Source organism: Halomonas alimentaria, assembly GCF_009902005.1.
GTDB classification, from domain to species: Bacteria; Pseudomonadota; Gammaproteobacteria; order Pseudomonadales; family Halomonadaceae; genus Halomonas; species Halomonas alimentaria.
In genome coordinates this window covers 117,258-133,534 of sequence record NZ_WUTT01000001.1, presented here as the reverse complement: position 1 = coordinate 133,534, position 16,277 = coordinate 117,258, and the positions used below count along the sequence as shown (strand labels likewise).

At 67.3% G+C, this 16,277-nt stretch carries 17 protein-coding genes; 9 read left to right on the top strand and 8 right to left on the bottom strand.

The window, feature by feature from the left end:
• The first annotated feature begins 113 nt into the window (after positions 1–113).
• The 4 genes from GRB96_RS00635 to GRB96_RS00620 all read left to right on the top strand — a co-directional run bounded on the left by GRB96_RS00635 (position 114) and on the right by GRB96_RS00620 (position 4,197).
• Positions 114–731 carry an outer membrane beta-barrel protein gene (locus tag GRB96_RS00635; RefSeq protein WP_161429976.1) on the top strand — a complete coding sequence of 206 codons (618 nt, stop codon included), beginning with the start codon at positions 114–116 and terminating at the stop codon, positions 729–731.
• A gap of 117 nt (positions 732–848) precedes the next feature.
• Positions 849–2,210: an MATE family efflux transporter gene (locus GRB96_RS00630; protein ID WP_240894189.1), complete on the top strand. Its 1,362-nt coding sequence runs from the start codon at positions 849–851 to the stop codon at positions 2,208–2,210.
• A gap of 70 nt (positions 2,211–2,280) precedes the next feature.
• On the top strand, positions 2,281–3,591 hold the full coding sequence (locus tag GRB96_RS00625; protein ID WP_161429974.1) for a short-chain fatty acid transporter: 1,311 nt from the start codon (positions 2,281–2,283) through the stop codon (positions 3,589–3,591).
• Between the two features lie 90 nt (positions 3,592–3,681).
• Positions 3,682–4,197: an acyl-CoA thioesterase gene (locus tag GRB96_RS00620; RefSeq protein ID WP_161429973.1), complete on the top strand. Its 516-nt coding sequence runs from the start codon at positions 3,682–3,684 to the stop codon at positions 4,195–4,197.
• Here GRB96_RS00620 and GRB96_RS00615 read toward each other — a convergent pair.
• From GRB96_RS00615 to GRB96_RS00600, 4 genes are all read right to left on the bottom strand, one after another.
• On the bottom strand, positions 4,194–5,144 hold the full coding sequence (locus tag GRB96_RS00615) for an IS481 family transposase (protein WP_161429972.1): 951 nt from the start codon (positions 5,142–5,144) through the stop codon (positions 4,194–4,196). The genes GRB96_RS00620 and GRB96_RS00615 overlap by 4 nt on opposite strands.
• A gap of 84 nt (positions 5,145–5,228) precedes the next feature.
• A complete protein-coding gene (locus tag GRB96_RS00610; protein ID WP_161429971.1) occupies positions 5,229–5,549 on the bottom strand; it encodes an I78 family peptidase inhibitor in 321 nt (106 codons plus the stop codon).
• Between the two features lie 107 nt (positions 5,550–5,656).
• Positions 5,657–5,788, bottom strand: coding sequence for an entericidin A/B family lipoprotein (locus GRB96_RS00605; RefSeq protein ID WP_031217497.1), 132 nt, complete (start codon positions 5,786–5,788; stop codon positions 5,657–5,659).
• A 69-nt stretch (positions 5,789–5,857) separates the two neighbouring features.
• On the bottom strand, positions 5,858–6,604 hold the full coding sequence (locus tag GRB96_RS00600) for a sulfite exporter TauE/SafE family protein (protein ID WP_161429970.1): 747 nt from the start codon (positions 6,602–6,604) through the stop codon (positions 5,858–5,860).
• 140 nt (positions 6,605–6,744) lie between these two features.
• On the opposite strand from GRB96_RS00600, the gene GRB96_RS00595 reads away from it, so the two are divergent.
• The gene (locus GRB96_RS00595) at positions 6,745–7,188 is read left to right on the top strand and encodes an HIT domain-containing protein (RefSeq protein ID WP_161429969.1); all 444 of its coding nucleotides are present in this window, start codon (positions 6,745–6,747) and stop codon (positions 7,186–7,188) included.
• Between the two features lie 36 nt (positions 7,189–7,224).
• Here the strand turns inward: GRB96_RS00595 and GRB96_RS00590 are convergent, their stop codons facing one another.
• Together GRB96_RS00590 and GRB96_RS00585 are read right to left on the bottom strand one after the other, a co-directional pair.
• Positions 7,225–7,584, bottom strand: coding sequence for a hypothetical protein (locus GRB96_RS00590; RefSeq protein WP_161429968.1), 360 nt, complete (start codon positions 7,582–7,584; stop codon positions 7,225–7,227).
• Positions 7,581–8,120, bottom strand: a complete 540-nt coding sequence (locus GRB96_RS00585) for a hypothetical protein (RefSeq protein WP_161429967.1) — start codon at positions 8,118–8,120, stop codon at positions 7,581–7,583. Before GRB96_RS00585 ends, GRB96_RS00590 begins: the two co-directional genes overlap by 4 nt.
• A gap of 278 nt (positions 8,121–8,398) precedes the next feature.
• On the opposite strand from GRB96_RS00585, the gene GRB96_RS00580 reads away from it, so the two are divergent.
• On the top strand, positions 8,399–8,872 hold the full coding sequence (locus GRB96_RS00580) for a Dps family protein (protein WP_161429966.1): 474 nt from the start codon (positions 8,399–8,401) through the stop codon (positions 8,870–8,872).
• A gap of 75 nt (positions 8,873–8,947) precedes the next feature.
• Here the strand turns inward: GRB96_RS00580 and GRB96_RS00575 are convergent, their stop codons facing one another.
• Both GRB96_RS00575 and GRB96_RS00570 read right to left on the bottom strand, forming a co-directional pair.
• Positions 8,948–10,417 carry an aminoacyl-histidine dipeptidase gene (locus GRB96_RS00575; protein ID WP_161429965.1) on the bottom strand — a complete coding sequence of 490 codons (1,470 nt, stop codon included), beginning with the start codon at positions 10,415–10,417 and terminating at the stop codon, positions 8,948–8,950.
• Positions 10,418–10,621: 204 nt separating this feature from the next.
• Positions 10,622–12,853 carry a tRNA(Met) cytidine acetyltransferase TmcA gene (locus tag GRB96_RS00570; RefSeq protein WP_161429964.1) on the bottom strand — a complete coding sequence of 744 codons (2,232 nt, stop codon included), beginning with the start codon at positions 12,851–12,853 and terminating at the stop codon, positions 10,622–10,624.
• A 365-nt stretch (positions 12,854–13,218) separates the two neighbouring features.
• Here GRB96_RS00570 and dctP point away from each other — a divergent pair, with 365 nt between their 5' ends.
• The 3 genes from dctP (at position 13,219) to GRB96_RS00555 (ending at position 16,251) form a co-directional block, all read left to right on the top strand.
• On the top strand, positions 13,219–14,328 hold the full coding sequence (dctP, locus tag GRB96_RS00565; RefSeq protein WP_161429963.1) for a TRAP transporter substrate-binding protein DctP: 1,110 nt from the start codon (positions 13,219–13,221) through the stop codon (positions 14,326–14,328).
• A 94-nt stretch (positions 14,329–14,422) separates the two neighbouring features.
• The gene (locus GRB96_RS00560; protein WP_161429962.1) at positions 14,423–14,926 is read left to right on the top strand and encodes a TRAP transporter small permease subunit; all 504 of its coding nucleotides are present in this window, start codon (positions 14,423–14,425) and stop codon (positions 14,924–14,926) included.
• Complete coding sequence (locus GRB96_RS00555) at positions 14,923–16,251, top strand: TRAP transporter large permease (protein WP_161429961.1); 1,329 nt, start codon at positions 14,923–14,925, stop codon at positions 16,249–16,251. The genes GRB96_RS00560 and GRB96_RS00555 overlap by 4 nt, the downstream gene beginning before the upstream one ends.
• Positions 16,252–16,277: the final 26 nt, after the last annotated feature.

Here is a 16,277-nt window from a genome sequence, read left to right as displayed (position 1 = left end):
AGAATGCCCGAGGTTACATCCTTTCACAGGATCTTACATCAGGGTAGACGGCTTTCGCCGCTTGCCCAACTTGCAGGCGTTGCCTGCACCACCACCATGCAATGGAGCGCATGATGAAACGTCTGATCGCCACCGCCGCCCTGGCCACCCTCGTCGCCAGCCCCGCCTTCGCCCAGAGCTATCAGTACAACCCCAATGAGGGGCCCTATGTGGGGGCGGGCCTGGGATATATCGAGCACCAAGCAAACCTTGCAGATTATGCTGGCTCTGCTGTCAGCAACGTTGACGTAGACGATAGCGACACTGGCTACAAGCTGTTCGTCGGCTACCAGTTCAATCCCAATTTTGCTATCGAAGCCAGCTATCTCGACTTGGGTGATGCAGAAGCTAGCTACCGCTATCGCGGTGAGCCTGGTAATGCTGAGCTAAGCGTAGATGGCTTCGGGTTTGCCCTGGTAGGCAAGCTGCCCATTCAGAGTGGATTCAGCGTCTACGGCAAACTCGGCATGATTGCCTGGGATGCAGACTTTACTGACAACTACTTCAATGGTGCGCAGCGCACTACCGGCAGTTATGGCGAAGACGGTACCGACCCGTTTTACGGTATCGGCGCCGAGTATGAGGTCGAGCGCATCCTGATGCGTGCCGAGTTCGAACGCTACGATATCAGCGACAGCGGCGAGGACTTCGAGATCGACCTGATCTCCGCGAGCATCGGCTACCGCTTCTAAGCGGAAACCGACCCTGCCTGCCACAACCGCCCCGCCCCAGCGCGGGGCGGTTGCGTTATGCCCCGCCGCCGGCCATGCTGCGCGGCTCGCAACCCTCGGGAGCCCATCGTGAGCCGCTTGGATTCTTCGTCCCCCGCGTCCGCACACCGGCGCATCCTGACGCTGGCCTGGCCGATCATCCTCTCCAATATCACCGTGCCGCTGCTCGGGCTGGTGGATACCGCCGTTGTCGGCCACCTGCCGGACTCCCGCTACCTGGCCGCGGTGACCCTGGGTGCCACCCTGTTCAGCTTCCTCTACTGGGGCTTCGGCTTCCTGCGCATGGGCACCACCGGCCTCACCTCCCAGGCGGTGGGCCGCGAGAACGACAGCGACGTGCGCAACCTGCTGGGCCAGTCGCTGCTGCTGGCGGCGGGCATCGGCGCGGCCTTGATCCTGCTCTCCCGACCGCTGATCGCGTTGGGGCTGTGGCTGCTCGACGGCAGCGAGGTAGCCACGGCGTTGGCCGCCGAGTATGCCGAGATCCGCATCCTCTCGGCGCCGGCGGTGCTCGCCAACTACGCCATCCTCGGCTGGTTCCTGGGCCAGCAGAACTCGCGGGTGACCCTGGCGATCCTGGTGCTGACCAACGGCGTTAATATCGTGCTCGACCTGGTGTTCGTGGTGGGCCTGGGCATGACCAGCGACGGCGTGGCCTGGGCCACGGTGATCGCCGACTACACCGCACTCGCCTTCGGCCTGTGGCTGGTCTCGCGCCAACTCAGGTGGCTCTCGGGACGCTTCCTGCGTAGCCGGCTGCTGGCGCTTGCCGCCTACGGCGAGCTTTTCTCGGTCAACGCCAACCTCTTCGTGCGTACCCTGGGGCTGCTGTTTGCCATGGCCTTCTTCACTTCCCGGGGCGCGGCCCAGGGCGACACCGTGCTCGCCGCCAACGCCGTGCTGCTGCAGTTCATCATGCTCACCAGCTACGCCCTGGACGGCTTCGCCCATGCCGCCGAGGCCCTTACCGGGCGTTCGGTGGGGGCCAGGCGCTGGAAGGAGTTTGCCCAGGCGGTGCGCGGCGCGGCCTGGTTCTCGCTGGCCACAGCCGGCCTCGCCTCGCTGGCCTTCGCCCTGGGCGGCGAGGCGCTGATCGCCCTGCTTACCGGCCTGCCGGAGGTGCAGGAAACCGCCGCCAGCTACCTGCCGTGGATGGTCGCCATGCCGCTGATCGCGGTGTGGAGCTACCTGCTGGACGGCGTCTTCATCGGCGCCACGGCAATCCGCGAGATGCGCAACAGCATCTTCGCCGGGCTCGCCGTCTACCTGCCCGCCTGGTGGCTGACCCAGGCGCTGCTGCCGGAGGCACTGACCAACCACGGCCTGTGGCTGGCCTTCACGCTGTTTACCCTGGTGCGCTCGGCGACGCTGATCGCCTACTACCGCCAGCGGCGCCGCAGCGACTGGCGTGACAGGCCTGGACCGTTGGCAGCGAAATAACGCAAGATACTGACGCTGCGCTACTTTCTGTGCTGGACCACCAAGAACACTCACAACAGTAGGGAACGCCATGCTCAAGGCCCTCTCGAGACCGGCGGTAAAGCTGGTCGAACGCTATCTGCCCGACCCCTATATCTTCGTGCTGCTGCTGACCATCATCGCCGCGGTGGCAGCCATCGCCGTGGAGCGCCAGACGCCGCTGGCGGTGATGCGCATGTGGGGCGACGGCTTCTGGAACCTGCTGACCTTCTCGATGCAGATGCTGCTGGTGCTGGTCACCGGCTTCATGCTGGCCAGCTCCCCTCCTGTGAAGAAGCTGCTGCAGCGCCTGGCCGCCCTGGCCAAGGGGCCCGGCGGCGCCATCCTGCTGGTCACCTATGTGTCGCTAGCGGCCAGCTGGATCAACTGGGGCTTCGGCCTGGTGGTGGGTGCGCTGTTCGCCAAGGAGCTGGCTCGCCTGGTGCGCGTCGACTACCGCCTGCTGGTGGCCAGCGCCTACTCCGGCTTCGTGGTGTGGCACGGCGGCCTGGCCGGTTCGGTACCGCTGACCATCGCCACCGAGGGCCACTTCAGTGTCGACCAGATCGGCGTGATCGGCACCGGCTCCACCGTCTTCGCCTTCTTCAACCTGGCCATCGTGGTGATGCTGTTCATCGCCGTACCGCTGGTCAACCGCATGATGCTCCCCGACGAGAACGAGAGCGTCTTCATCGATCCCAAGCTGCTGGGTGAGGACGAGGAGGAGCGCGTACGCATCACCCGCCCCGCCGAACGCATGGAGAACAGCGTGGTGCTGGCCTGGCTGGTGGGTATCCCCGGCCTGATCTATCTGATCGACCACTTCTTCCTGCGCGGCGGAGGCCTCAACCTCAACATCGTCAACTTCCTGTTCCTGTTCCTGGCCATCGTGCTGCATCGCACCCCGCGCAGCCTGCTGACCAGCCTGCAGGAGGCGATCAAGGGCGGCGCCGGCATCGTCATCCAGTTCCCCTTCTACGCCGGGATCATGGCGATCATGGTGCAGTCCGGCCTGGCGGCGACCCTCTCCGAGGGGCTGGTCTCCTTCGCCACCGAGACCACCCTCCCCTTCTGGACCTTCATCAGCGCCGGCATCGTCAACCTCTTCGTGCCCTCCGGGGGCGGCCAGTGGGCGGTGCAGGCGCCGGTAATGCTGCCCGCCGCCGAGGCCCTGGGGGTGGAGATCCCGCGGGTGGCCATGGCCGTGGCCTGGGGTGATGCCTGGACCAACCTGCTGCAGCCCTTCTGGGCGCTGCCGGTGCTGGGTATCGCCGGCCTCAAGGCCAAGGACATCATGGGCTTCTGCCTGATTCAGCTGGTCATCACCGGGGTACTGATCTCCATCGGGCTGACCTGGTTCTGAAGCAAGGCATCAACCGCTCGACACGCTGACGCCTTGTCCCCAGGCCGGGGGCAAGGCGTTATGCTGTGGATAACACAAAAGGAGACTCCCATGGACACCCAACCCCTGCCCGGCCAGCATGAACTCTCGATGACCGTGCTGATGACCCCCGACATGGCCAACTTCAGCGGCAAGGTGCATGGCGGGGCCATCCTCAAGAAGTTAGACGAGGTGGCCTACGCCTGCGCCAGCCGCTACGCCGGCCACTACGTGGTCACCCTCTCGGTGGACCAGGTGCTGTTCAAGCAGCCAATCCACGTGGGCGAGCTGGTCACCTTCCTGGCCTGCGTCAACCACGTCGGCCGCTCCTCCATGGAGATCGGCGTCAAGGTGGTGGCCGAGGACATCCAGAACAAGCTGATCCGTCACACCAACAGCTGTTACCTGACCATGGTGGCGGTGGACTCCGACGGCAAACCGGCCCCCGTGCCTCCGCTCAGGCTGGAGACGAAACTGCAGAAGCTGCGCTTCGAGAAGGCCGCCCTGCGCAAGAAACTGCGCAAGCAGGCCGAAGAGGAGGAGCGCCGCACCCAGGACGAGCACGGCGCCAGGGAAGGGAGCGACTAGCTGTGTAAACCCACCAGGTTGTTCACGGAAAGGCCCAGCCGGCTAACCGGAGGGTGGTAATCCAGACTGGCATGCGGCCGATGCCAGTTGTACTGATGGAGCCAGGCAGGCAGGTGCCTGCCGCGCTCCTCCGAACTGGCGTATGACCGAGCGTAGGCCCACTCACGGAGTGCCGTCTGGATGAACCGCTCGGCCTTGCCATTGGTACGGGGGCTGTACGGCTTGGTTCGGCGATGCTTTAGCCTCAGCCGCCGGCACAGGCGCTGGAAGCGCCGTGACCGGTAGCAGGCGCCGTTGTCGGTGAGCACCCGGGTGAAGCAGATTCCCAGGCCGGTGTAGTAGCGCATGGCCTGCAGCAGGGCTAAGCAAGCGCTCCAGCTCGTCTCGTCCGGGTGAACGCTGCTGAAGGCCACTCGCGTGTGGTCATCGATGGCAACATGAACGTACTCCCACCCTGCGCCAGGCGTGTTCTGCTGGCGATCGCCGGTCACGCGATGCCCTGGTCGCTCGAAGCGTCCCAGCTTCTTGATATCCAGATGCAGGAGATCCCCGGGGGCGTCGTGTTCATAGCGGTTGTCAGGCCTGGGCGGGGACAGGGCGGCCAACCGGTTCAGCCCCTTGCGCTTGAGAATGCGCGCCACCGTGCTCTCGCCGATCCCCAGTGCCTGGGCAATCTGGCGATAGGTCTGGCGTTGCTGACGACGCTCGATGATCTGCTCCACGGTCGCCGCGTCTGTCGCGAAGGGGCTTCGGGCAGGGCGTGATGTGCGGTCCTGGAGACCCGCGTGACCTTCCTCGCGGAAACGGCGCACCCACTTGTAGACCGTTCTCACACTGACGCCTTGGGCTTGCGCGACCTCTCTGGGTCGCAGCCCTTCATGGATCACGCGAGCAGCCAGCAGGGCTCGACCATGGGGAGTGAGACGGGCATTCTTATGGGTGTTCATCCGGGCCTCCTGGAGCGGTTGGTTGGTTCGCATCTCCAGTCTTCCGGGTAGGCTCCGGATGAACAACCTACCGAGAGATCACAACTAGCCACAGTCCAGGGAGGCGATGGTGTCCGTCTCGTCGAGGTGGACGTTGAGGCGATCGGGCCGATGGTCGAGGGTCACCGCCTCGCCGGGGCGAATCACCCGCATGGCGGCCGCCCCGCTCTCGTCGCGGATCGCCTCGCCGAGCGCCTCGCTGTAGGCGCGGCCGACACGATCCTGGACGCGCTCGGCGCCACATTCGCCGCTGGCCTCCACCCGGGGCGGCTGCGGGGCGGGATCAGGGCTCGGTGCCGCATTCATGCCGCTGCAGCCGGCCAGCAGCAGGCCGATTGCAAGCGCCGAAAGTCTCGTCATGAACATCTGGGGTTCCTTGCCTGGGTTTCTATCCTGGGTTTCTACCTCAGAAGCGATAAAAAACGCCGAAGCGACAAACGCTCCGGCGGTACGTCCCCCTGGGGGGGTGGGAATCAGTCGCTGGCGTCCTGGATCGCCTCGCCGCCCCGTTCGATATCCTGGCCGGCACCGCGAATGGTATTGCAGCCGGAGAGCAGCGACACGGCGAACAGCGCCGCCATCAGCATCAACAGTGATCGTTTCATGGGGCTCTATCTCCTTGCGGATTCGGGGTGTTGCAAAGGTTAATTTAGCAGCTGACGGCACGCCATGCCCTACCCGATCAGCAAGCGCAGAATGATCGCCACGATCACCGCCACGGTGAGCCACTTGACCACGAAGGCCCCGCGGGGACTGACGTTGACCTTCACCGCCAGCCAGGCCCCGGTCATGCTTCCCGCCGCCAACAGCAGGCCGTAACCCCAACGCACCTGGTCATTGACCAGAAAGAGCACCAGCGCCGGCAGGGTATAGACCAGCACGATCAGCACCTTGAAGACATTCACCTGGGCCAGGTCGATCTTGAGCATCCGGTAGAGCACCACGATGAACAGGATGCCCACCCCCACCTGGATAAAGCCGCCGTAGAGCCCGATGCCGAACATCGCCAGGTAGATCGCCGGAGTCAGCCGCTCGGGCGTCAGCGGACGGGTGTCCAGGCGCGGCTGGGGCAGCAGCATGAGCAGTGCCGACCCCGCCATCACCACGATCAGGATCGCCTCGAACAGGGCATCGCCGGTGCGCAGGGCCAGCCAGGCCCCGACCAGCGAGCCAACCACTGCCGGCACCGAGAGGCGTAGCGAGAGGCCCACATGGCGCGCCCCGGCACGGAAGAAGTTGTAGACCGCCGAGACGCTCTGCAGCGCGATGGAGACGCGGTTGGTGCCGTTGGCCTCCTGGGGTGGCAGGCCCAGGAACATCAGCAGCGGCAGGGTGAGCATGGAGCCGCCAGCGGAGAGCACATTGATGAAGCCGGCCAGGGTGCCGATCAGCAGCAGGGCCAGCGCCTCGATCAGGGTCATGGGAGCGTCCTTTCGGGGTCGGGCTGCACAGCTTAGCCGCCCGGGCAGCCCGGGAAAACTCCCGGCGGTTCTGTGTCAGCGGTTCTGTGGCATGATGCCAGTCAGGCGATACCGCTCGTTGATTACCCGGGAGAGCCCTGATGGACCACTTCGAGCCCGACCCCCGCCTGGTGGAAGACAGCTATCCGGTCACCGAGCTGCCGCTGTGCCAGCTGCGGCTGATGAACGATACCCGCTTTCCCTGGCTGCTGCTGATCCCGCGCAAGCGGGGTATCAGCGAGGTCTTCGAACTGGACGAGGCGGAGCAGCAGCAACTGTGGCGGGAGGCGGGGCGGATCGGCCAGGCCTTCAAGACGCTGATGGAGGCCGACAAGCTCAATGTCGCGAGCCTCGGCAACGTGGTGGCACAGCTGCATGTGCACCTGGTGCTGCGCCGGGAGGGTGACGACGCCTGGCCGGGACCGGTGTGGGGCCAGGGCGAGGCCACTCCCTACGACCTCGACGGCCTTGCCGCCATGCGTGACCGAGTATTGGCCATGATCGAGGGGCTCGACCTGCGCCCCGAGGCGGCAAAGGCCAGCTGAGGGCCACCGGCCGATACCGGGCCTGCCGAGCGGCGGTCAGTCACTGGCGGCAAGCCTGGCGGCGATCTCCGCCGTCAGCCGCTCCAGGGTGCTCGGTGGCAGGACACGCCCGCCGCGGGTGGCGGTCAGCGCAAGCTGGCTGCCCTCTCCCCGGGCCTCGACACGGACCAGTACTCGATAACCAGGCCAGCGCGAGAACACCGCCTCGAGCCGCCCCAGAGAGGCGTCGGCGTGGCGCACCACATGGCCGCCTGCGATCAACGCCTCGGCGGCGGCCTCCAGGGCCGCATCCGGCGGCGCGGCGAGCATCAACTCGGTGGGCGACGCCGCTGGCCGCGGGGTGGCGCACCCGGCGAGCAGCAGGGCCACCAGCAGCACGATCGGCAGACGACTCATGGCGCACTCCCGGCCCGCATGGCTCTGTGCAGGTCACTGCAGAAGGCCTCGGTGCTGGCACTGCGTGTCTCCACCAACTCGCCGCGCCAGTCGATGATCTGCAGGTCGCGACTGACCCGCACCTCACTCCCGCTGACCAGCAGCGAGACCCGCTCCAGCTGGGTGGCGTCGCGGGTCAGGCTACCGACCCCGCCGAAGCCGATCATCACCCCGCCGCCGATGCCGCCACTGCCCCCGCCGAGGCCGATGCCGCCGAACACGCCGCGGCGCTCCCAGTCGTCGTAGCGGCTGCCGTAGCCGGGCAGGATACGGGTACGCTCGGCGCTCACCAGTGCCGGGGCGGTGGCGGTATGGCGGATCAGGAAGCCGTCATCCTCCAGGGCGACCACCGCGCGGCGCAGGATCTCGCCGGGAGGCTCGGCCGCAGCCGGCCAGCGGCAGGCCGCCGCGGGTGGTGGCTCCGCCACCGGCAGGGTCGAGGGGACGGTCTGGCAGCCGGCCAGTGCCAGCATGAAGAGCAACGGCCAGGGACGCATGGTCTCTCTCCCGAGGTTGGACAGCTCCAGTGTAGGCCAGGGCAATCGCAGTTACCGACAGGGTGATGGCGAAAGGCGCCGGGAACAGCCTTGAGCGGTACTGCCATCTGCGATAGCCCCGCACTGTAGGCGCGGCGGGGTGACGCAGGTCACTTGAAATCGGCATCGCCCGCCATGATGTAATGCAACACGGCTATCATGGCCATGATCAGGATTCGCTGGCCGCCATCCGGCGGCACGTTGATCATGGATACCCAAACGACCAAGGAGGCATTCGCATGAGCGACACCAACCGTATCGGCCTGCACGAGGACAGCGCCAGCCAGCTGGCCGAGAAGCTCAACGAGCTGCTGGCCAACTACCAGATCTTCTACATGAACGTGCGCGGCTACCACTGGAACGTGAAGGGCCCGCAGTTCTTCCAGCTCCACGAGAAGTTCGAGGAGCTCTACACCGACCTGCTGACCAAGGTCGACGAGGTCGCCGAGCGCATCCTCACCCTGGGACACCAGCCGGTGCACGCCTACAGCGACTACGTCGAGATTTCGCGCATCAAGGAGGACAAGAACGTCTCGGACGGCAAGACCTGCGTCGAGGGCGTGCTGGCAGGCTATCAGGTGCTGATCGAGCTGCAGCGCGAGATCCTCTCCCTGGCCTCGGATGCCGACGACGAGGGCACCGCCGCCCAGGCCGGCGACTATATCCGCGAGCAGGAGAAGACCGTATGGATGCTGGCCAGCTACCTGGCCTGATCCGCAAGCAGGGTTTCTCTCACGACAACGCCGGGCCCCAGGCCCGGCGTTGTCGTGTCTGGCTTGGCGCGGCGTTCAGGCCGCGGGGCGAGCCAGGTCTTCGACCAGAGCACGCAGCAGCGTCCAGAACTCCTCAACCGAGGCGACCTCGACCCGCTCGTCCGGCGAGTGGGCGCCGCGGATCAGCGGGCCGAAGGAGATCATCTCCAGTTCGGGATACTTGCCGCCCAGGATGCCGCACTCCAGCCCGGCATGGATCACCTTGACCGCCGGGTCGCTGCCCAGTCGTTCGCGGTGCACCCGCTGGAAGCGCGTAAGCAGCTCGCTGCCCGGCTGCGGTGTCCAGCCTGGGTAGCCGTTCTCGATGCGCACCCGGGCGCCGATCAGCTCGAATAGCGCACGCAGGCGGTCGGCCAGGTCCCGGGTGGCACTGTCGCGCAGCGAGCGTACCAGGGCGCCGAGCTGGAAGCGTCCTTTCTCGAGGCTGACCACCCCGAGGTTATTGGAGGTCTCGACCACGCCGGGCACCTCCTGGCTCATGCGCTCGACGCCGCAGGGAGCGGCGTGCAGGGCGGCCAGCAGCAGGTGGGTCGCCTGGGGATTGAGCGGCTCGTCGGCGGGCCTCTCGGTCGCCTCGAGGGTCAGCGAAAGCCCATCGTCGACCCCGGCCAGCTCGGCGCGTAGGGTGGCCTCGAGGGCTGCCATCTCGGCCGTGGCAGCCTCGCGCTCCTCCTCGGGCAGCGCCAGCACGGCGAAGGCCTCCCGCGGCAGGGCGTTGCGCAGGGTGCCGCCCTGGTAGCTCACCAGGCGGGCATCGAAGCGCTCCAGGGCGCGCAGCGCGCGGACCAGCAGCCGGTTGGCGTTGCCCAGTCCCTTGTGGATATCGATTCCCGAGTGGCCGCCGCGCAGGCCGGTGAGCGACAGCCGCAGCGCCACCTCGTCGTCGGCCATCGCCGCGGTCGGCAGCTGCGCCTCCACCACCACATCGGTGCCACCGGCACAGCCGATGAATACCTCGCCACGATCCTCGGAGTCGAGGTTGAGCAGGTAGCGCCCGGTAAGCCAGCCCTCGGCGAGGTTGAGCGCGCCGCCCATGCCGGACTCCTCCTCCAGGGTGAAGAGCGCCTCCAGCGGTCCGTGGACGAGCTCGTCATCCTCGAGGATGGCCAGGGCGGCGGCCACACCGAGGCCGTTGTCGGCGCCCAGGGTGGTATGCCGGGCACGCAGCCAGCCATCGTCGCCAAGGCGGGTCTGGATGGGGTCGCGGGTGAAGTCGTGGGGGTGGTCGCTGTTGGCCTGGGGAACCATGTCCAGGTGGCCCTGGAAGATCACCCCCGGGGCGGCCTCGCGGCCAGGCGTCGCGGGCTTGCGGATCAGCAGGTTGCCGAAGGCATCGCGCTCGTGGGCGAGGCCCCGGGCGTCGGCCCAGGCCTCGAGACGCTCCGCCAGGGCGGCCTCGTGGCCGGAGGGGCGCGGAGTCTCGCACAGGGTGCGGAAGTGGCGCCACAGCGGCTGCGGCGCGAGCCGGTCGAGATGTTCGTTCATGGGGATCCTTCCTGATTGACCGACCTACCTTACTCAGCCCGCTCCGGCAGGGGAAGCGGTGGCCGACTCCAGTCAGGGTTATCGCAGATGGAAGCACCGCTCAAGGCTATCCCGGCGACAGGCCCCGGGGCGCCGGACCGTCGATGGGGCGCTGTGAACCCCTCCCTGGGCGCTACCGATGCCATCCCTGGCATAGGACCCCCTCTACGACCTGTCCCCGGCGCCTTTCGCTATCGCCACATGGCTCACTGTGATAGCCCTGAGAATCCCTGCCACCGCCTGGCGCAGCCGGGCGGTGGTCTGGCGCCTGCCCGGCACGCCGAGGCGCCGGGCCAGGGCCTCGCCGGCGAGCCCCTGAAAGCCCCAGGCCACCAGCAGCGCCAGGTCGGCATCCTCGGGGGGCACGCCGCGTGCCAGGGCGTGACGCACCAGTGCCTGCAGCGCCGGTCGCGCCAGCGCCGGTTCGCGGTGGCCGGCGGCGACATCCTCGGCATCCTGGCGATCGTCGTCGGTAAGGGCCGGTCCGTCGCCCTCCGCCAGCAGGGCGGCGACCACTTCCGGCGCCAGATCGCGCAGCTCGAAGGCCAGCAGGCCCGGCAGGGCACGCTGGAAACGCACGGCGAGCGAGTCGATCAGCGCCTCACCCCCCGCGCTGGTGGCCCGCGCCACCATCAGGGCGTGCTCGCCGGTGGCGGTCTCTCTGCTCAATCCCAGGCGCACCGCGCGGAAGCCCTCGCGCTGCCAGAACGCGATCAGCCCGGGCTCCGCGCCGAAGCTGGCGCCCAGCAGGTCGCGGCCATCATCACGTGCACGTTCCAGTTCCGCCTCGATCAGTGCCTGACCCAGCCCCTCGCGACGGCGCTGCGGCGCCACGGCGATGCGTACCACCCGGCGCAGGCGACCGGTAAGCGCTTCCCGGGAGCCGGCGTGGGCGGCCAGGGACTGGGCCATGAGGTGGCCACGGGGGCGCCGCTCGCCACGGGCGACCCGCTCGGCCAGCTCCGCCGCGAAGCCCCCCTCGTCGGCGGTCAGCACCACCCCCAGCGGCGCGTCATCTGCCATCAGCGCGCCGACGGCCAGGCCGGGGCCGTCCAGCAGCAGACGCAGGTCGCTCGGTGTGGTCCGGTAGTGGGCCTGCACCAGCAGGCCGAACAGGGCACGCAGGCGCGGCTCATCGACGGCAAGTTCATCCCGCGACAACCACTCCGGCCTGCCGTCGGCCCGCGCCGCGGGCTCGGGAGGCTCGGCATCCAGCATCAGCAGGCGATGGACCAGCGGCTCCAGCGGATCGTCACTCGCCCAGCGGATCGGTTCGGCCAGATGTAGGCCGCGCCACTCCGGTGTGGTGCGCGCGAGACGCTCACGGAAGCGCAGGGCGAACCCCCGGCCGGAACCCTCGTAGCCGTGCACCGTGGTGGCAAAGGCGATGCGCGGGAAGGCCTCGAGCCACTCGCCAAGCAGCCCGGCGGGGATCGCCGCCGCCTCATCCACCAGCAGCAGTCGTCCGGCGCCGCCCAGCTCACCCTGCCGAGCCAGCTCGGCCAGCGCATCGGGGGCCACGAAGCGCACCGCCCCGCGGTCGGTGACGAAGGCGCCGCCCCGGCGCTCGCCGTGAGGGCAGAGCGCCGCCAGGCGTTCAAAGAGGCTATCCACCGCCGCCGGACGCGGCGCGGTGACCAGCACCTCGCCCTCCCCCGCGGCCAGCCAGCGGGCGCAGGCGATGCCCAGGGCGGCGCTCTTGCCGCGTCCGCGGTCGGCGGTGATCACCAGTGGCCGCCGGCGACGCAGGCGGCCCAGGCGGGCCACCGCCTGGGCCTGGTCGGCGGTCAGGCAGTCGCCATCGGCCACCGTCACCCCGCTGCGAACTTCGCGGACGGCGAGCCTGGGCAGGCACGGCACTTGCCCGGCGCGCCAGCGAATCACCTCGTCGGCGCCTGCCAACAACCGCGCCAGCCGGGCCAGGTAGCGGCTGGAGAGCGCCTCGGGCCGCCAGGGGTGCTCGGCCAGCCGCACATAGTCGGCATCCGGACGGGCGCCCCAGTCATCCGGGGTCATCAGCACCAGCAGGCCGCCGGCGCACAGGGTGCCGGCCAGGGCCGCGACGGCATCGGGGTCGAAGCCCGCCCCGCAGGAGACGGCGTCGATCACCAGCAGATCGTGTTCCCCCCCCAGCCGAGTGCGCGCCCGGGCGGGCGCCAGCCAGTGAATCTCATCGACCTCCCGGGGGCCCTCGGGTGCCACCCAGAGGGGCGTATGCCAGCCACCGGCTCTCCATAGCTCGACAGCGGCCCCATGACACGCCTCCGGCGCGCCCTGCAGCCACACCAATCCCCGCCAGCGACGCCGGCCGAGCCGCCTGGCATGGGCCAGCAATGGCCGCGTCGTGGCGTGCCGCTCGCCCCCTTCTCTGGCCTCTTCCTCTTGCCTCTGGATCATCGTCCCTCCCCTGGCACCGCGGTCGCTCCTAGCACTTTGGTCTTATGGCGATGCAAGATTCAACGCTGAAAGCCCCGCACACCGCAACCTTTACGTTAACGTAAACTAAAGCCAACCTATTGATACAGAAACGTTTTATCGACAGCGTCTCGGCCCTGTAATGCCACGATACCGGTACCGACACCTTGCCCGCGGAGGGCACCTCCGTCACAGCGGCGAGATCGTCGGGCAAGCCAATAGCGTGCTAGCCTGGGGCCGAAGTTGCGGATATGCCAATGCAACATGCCTACGGCTTCCGCAACCCGACATTATCCGGTCGGCGCCGAGAGGCGCCGCCGCCTGCTCAGACCCGAAGGGAGAACAACATGAAAGCACTGCGCACCTTCACGCTCACCGGCCTGGCCGCCGGCGTGGCCCTGGCCACGCTGAGCACCACCGCCCAGGCACAGGAAGAGTGGACCATGACCTCCACCTGGCCGGACAACCTGGACCTGATCCAGATGGATCGTCACTGGGTCGAGCTGGTCAACAAGCTGGCCGGCGACGAACTGACCATCGATTTCCGCGCTGGCGGCACCCTGATGCCCGGCAGCGAGGTGTTCGACGCCACCCAGACCGGCGCCATCGAGGCCGCCGCTGACTGGCCCGGCTACTGGGCCGGCCTGAGCCCGGCCTTCTCGCCGTTGGCCACCACCACCAGCCTGTTCAACGGCGTGGACTACCTCAACTGGATCAACCAGTGGGGAGGCTTCGAGCTGTATCAAGAAGTCTACGGCGAGTACGACATGGTCTACCTGCCCTACGGGATCACCAACAACGAGTCCGGCTTCATGGGCGGCACGCCCATCGAGAGCATCGCCGACCTCGAGGGCAAGCGTCTGCGCCTCTCCGGCCGCGACCAGGGTCGCGTGCTCGAGAAGCTGGGTGGTTCGCAGGTCACCCTGGCCGGCGGCGAGGTCTACCAGGCCATCGAGCGCGGCGTGATCGACGCCGGTGAGTTCTCCACCCCGGGGGTCGACTACAAGGCCGGCTTCGGCGAAGTCGCCGACTACTGGTCCACCCCGGGCTGGCACCAGTCCGCCAGCGTGTTCGGCGTGATGATCAACAAGGACGCCTGGGATGCCCTCTCCGAGGAGACCCAGGAGAAGCTGAAGATCGCCGCCGAGGCCACCATGACCTGGTCGCTGGCCTGGTCCGAGCGCGGCTCCACCGATGCCACCGTCAAGTTCAAGGACGAGGGCATGACCATCAACCAGCTGTCCGAGGAAGACCTGGCCCGCATCCAGGAGGTCACCAACGAGGTGATCCTGCAGGGCGCCTGCGAGGACCCGATGCATGCCAAGGTCTACCACTCCATGGTCAGCTACCTGGAGCACTACGCCAACTGGCGTGACGTGACCGTGCCCTTCAACATGAGCCGCACCATGGACAACCTGCCGTCCCTGGAGGAGCTCGAGGCCTGCATGAACCAGTAATCGGGAAAACCGCCGGGCCCTCGTGGGCCCGGCTCCCCTGCGGCGCCCCTGGCGCCGCCTTTCGTCTGATTCGCCTGTTTCCGAGAGCCTCACCATGAACGCCATTGCCAGGGCCATCGATGCCCTCAACGAGGGGTTCGGACGCCTGATCGCCCCACTTCTTGCCGTGATCACGCTGATCGTGATCTATGATATCGCCGCCCGCTTCTTCATCGGACGTCCCAGCGACTGGGCCTTCGATGTCACCAAGATGCTGTTCGGCGCCCATTTCATGCTGATGGCCGCCTTCGGCCTGCGCCATCACGCCCACGTCGAGGTCGACGTGCTCAAGCGCCTGCTCTCCCGCCGCAAGCAGGCGGTGCTGGAAATCCTCGGCTACCTGCTCTTCTTCGTGCCCTTCATCTGGATGCTGCTGACCTTCGGCTGGGCCTTCTTCGAGCGCTCCTTCAGCCGCGGCGAGACCACCTACGGCATGATGTCCATCCCGGTCTACCCGGTGAAGGCCGTGATCGTGGTGGCCGCCGTGCTGCTGCTGCTGCAGGCCATCGCCATCGTCATCCGCGCCTTCGACGAACTGCGCAAGGAGACCACCGCATGAGCCCCGAGATGCTCACCCTGTTCATGTTCAGTGGTCTGCTGATTGGCCTGTTCATGGGCCATCCGCTGGCCTTCGTGCTGGGCGGCGTGGCCGTGCTCGGCGCCTGGCTCGGCCCCGGTGCCAAGACCCTGGGCATCCTGATCAACAACATCTACGGCAACTCCATGGACAACTATGTCCTGGTGGCCATCCCGCTGTTCGTGCTGATGGCACGCTTCCTCAATGACTCCGGCGTCACCGAGAAGATGTTCGACACCATGCGCCTGCTGCTGGCCAACCTGCGCGGCGGCCTGGCACTCACCGTGGTCATCGTCTCGGTACTGCTGGCAGCCACCACCGGCATCGTCGGCGCCTCCATCGCGGTGATGGGCATGATCGCCCTGGTGCCGATGCTCAAGTACTCCTACAACAAGGAGCTGAGTACCGGGGTGATCATGGCCAGCGGCTGCCTGGGCATCCTGATCCCGCCCAGCATCATGCTGATCCTGATGGCCAGCTACTCGCCGGTCTCGGTGGGCGCGCTGTTCGCCGGCGCCCTGGTACCCGGGGTGATGCTAGGCACCATGTACGCGCTCTACGTACTGATCATCTGCTTCATCAAGCCCAGCTATGGCCCGGCCGTGCCGGCCGCGGAGCGCGCCGAGACCTCGACCGGCGAGTTGCTGATCATGCTCGGCAAGTATGTGCTGCCGCCCATGTCGCTGATCCTCGGCGTGCTGGGCTCGCTGTTCCTGGGCATCGCTACCGCCACCGAGGCCTCGGCCATCGGGGTCTTCATCGCCTTCCTGCTGTTCCTGATCTTCGGCGACCGCAAGGCCTCCACCTGCTATCGCACCCTGATCGAGGCCAGCAAGACCACCACCATGGTGATGCTGGTGGTGGTGGGGGCCACCGCCTTCACCGGGGTGTTCTCCATCGGCGGCGGCATGGACGTCATCCACAACGTGGTGACGGCGATGCCCGGCGGCACCACCGGGGCGCTGATCCTGATGCTGTTCCTGGTCTTCATCCTGGGCATGTTCCTGGACTGGACCGGCATCGTGCTGCTCAGCTTCCCGATCATGCTGCCCATCGTCGACACCATGGGCGTGGATATGCTGTGGTTCGTGGTGATGGTCGCCGTGGTACTGCAGACCTCCTTCCTGACACCCCCGTTCGGCTATGCGCTCTTCTACCTCAAGGGGGTGGCGCCGCCCGGAGTGGAGATCGTCGACCTCTACCGCGCGGTCATTCCCTTCGTGGCGCTGATCGTCCTGGCCTGCGTGCTGATGGCCTTCTTCCCGGTGCTGATCACCGGCCTGCCGGCGATGCTGCTGGGTTACTGACCCTCCGAGCCGTCCCAGGTGCGACG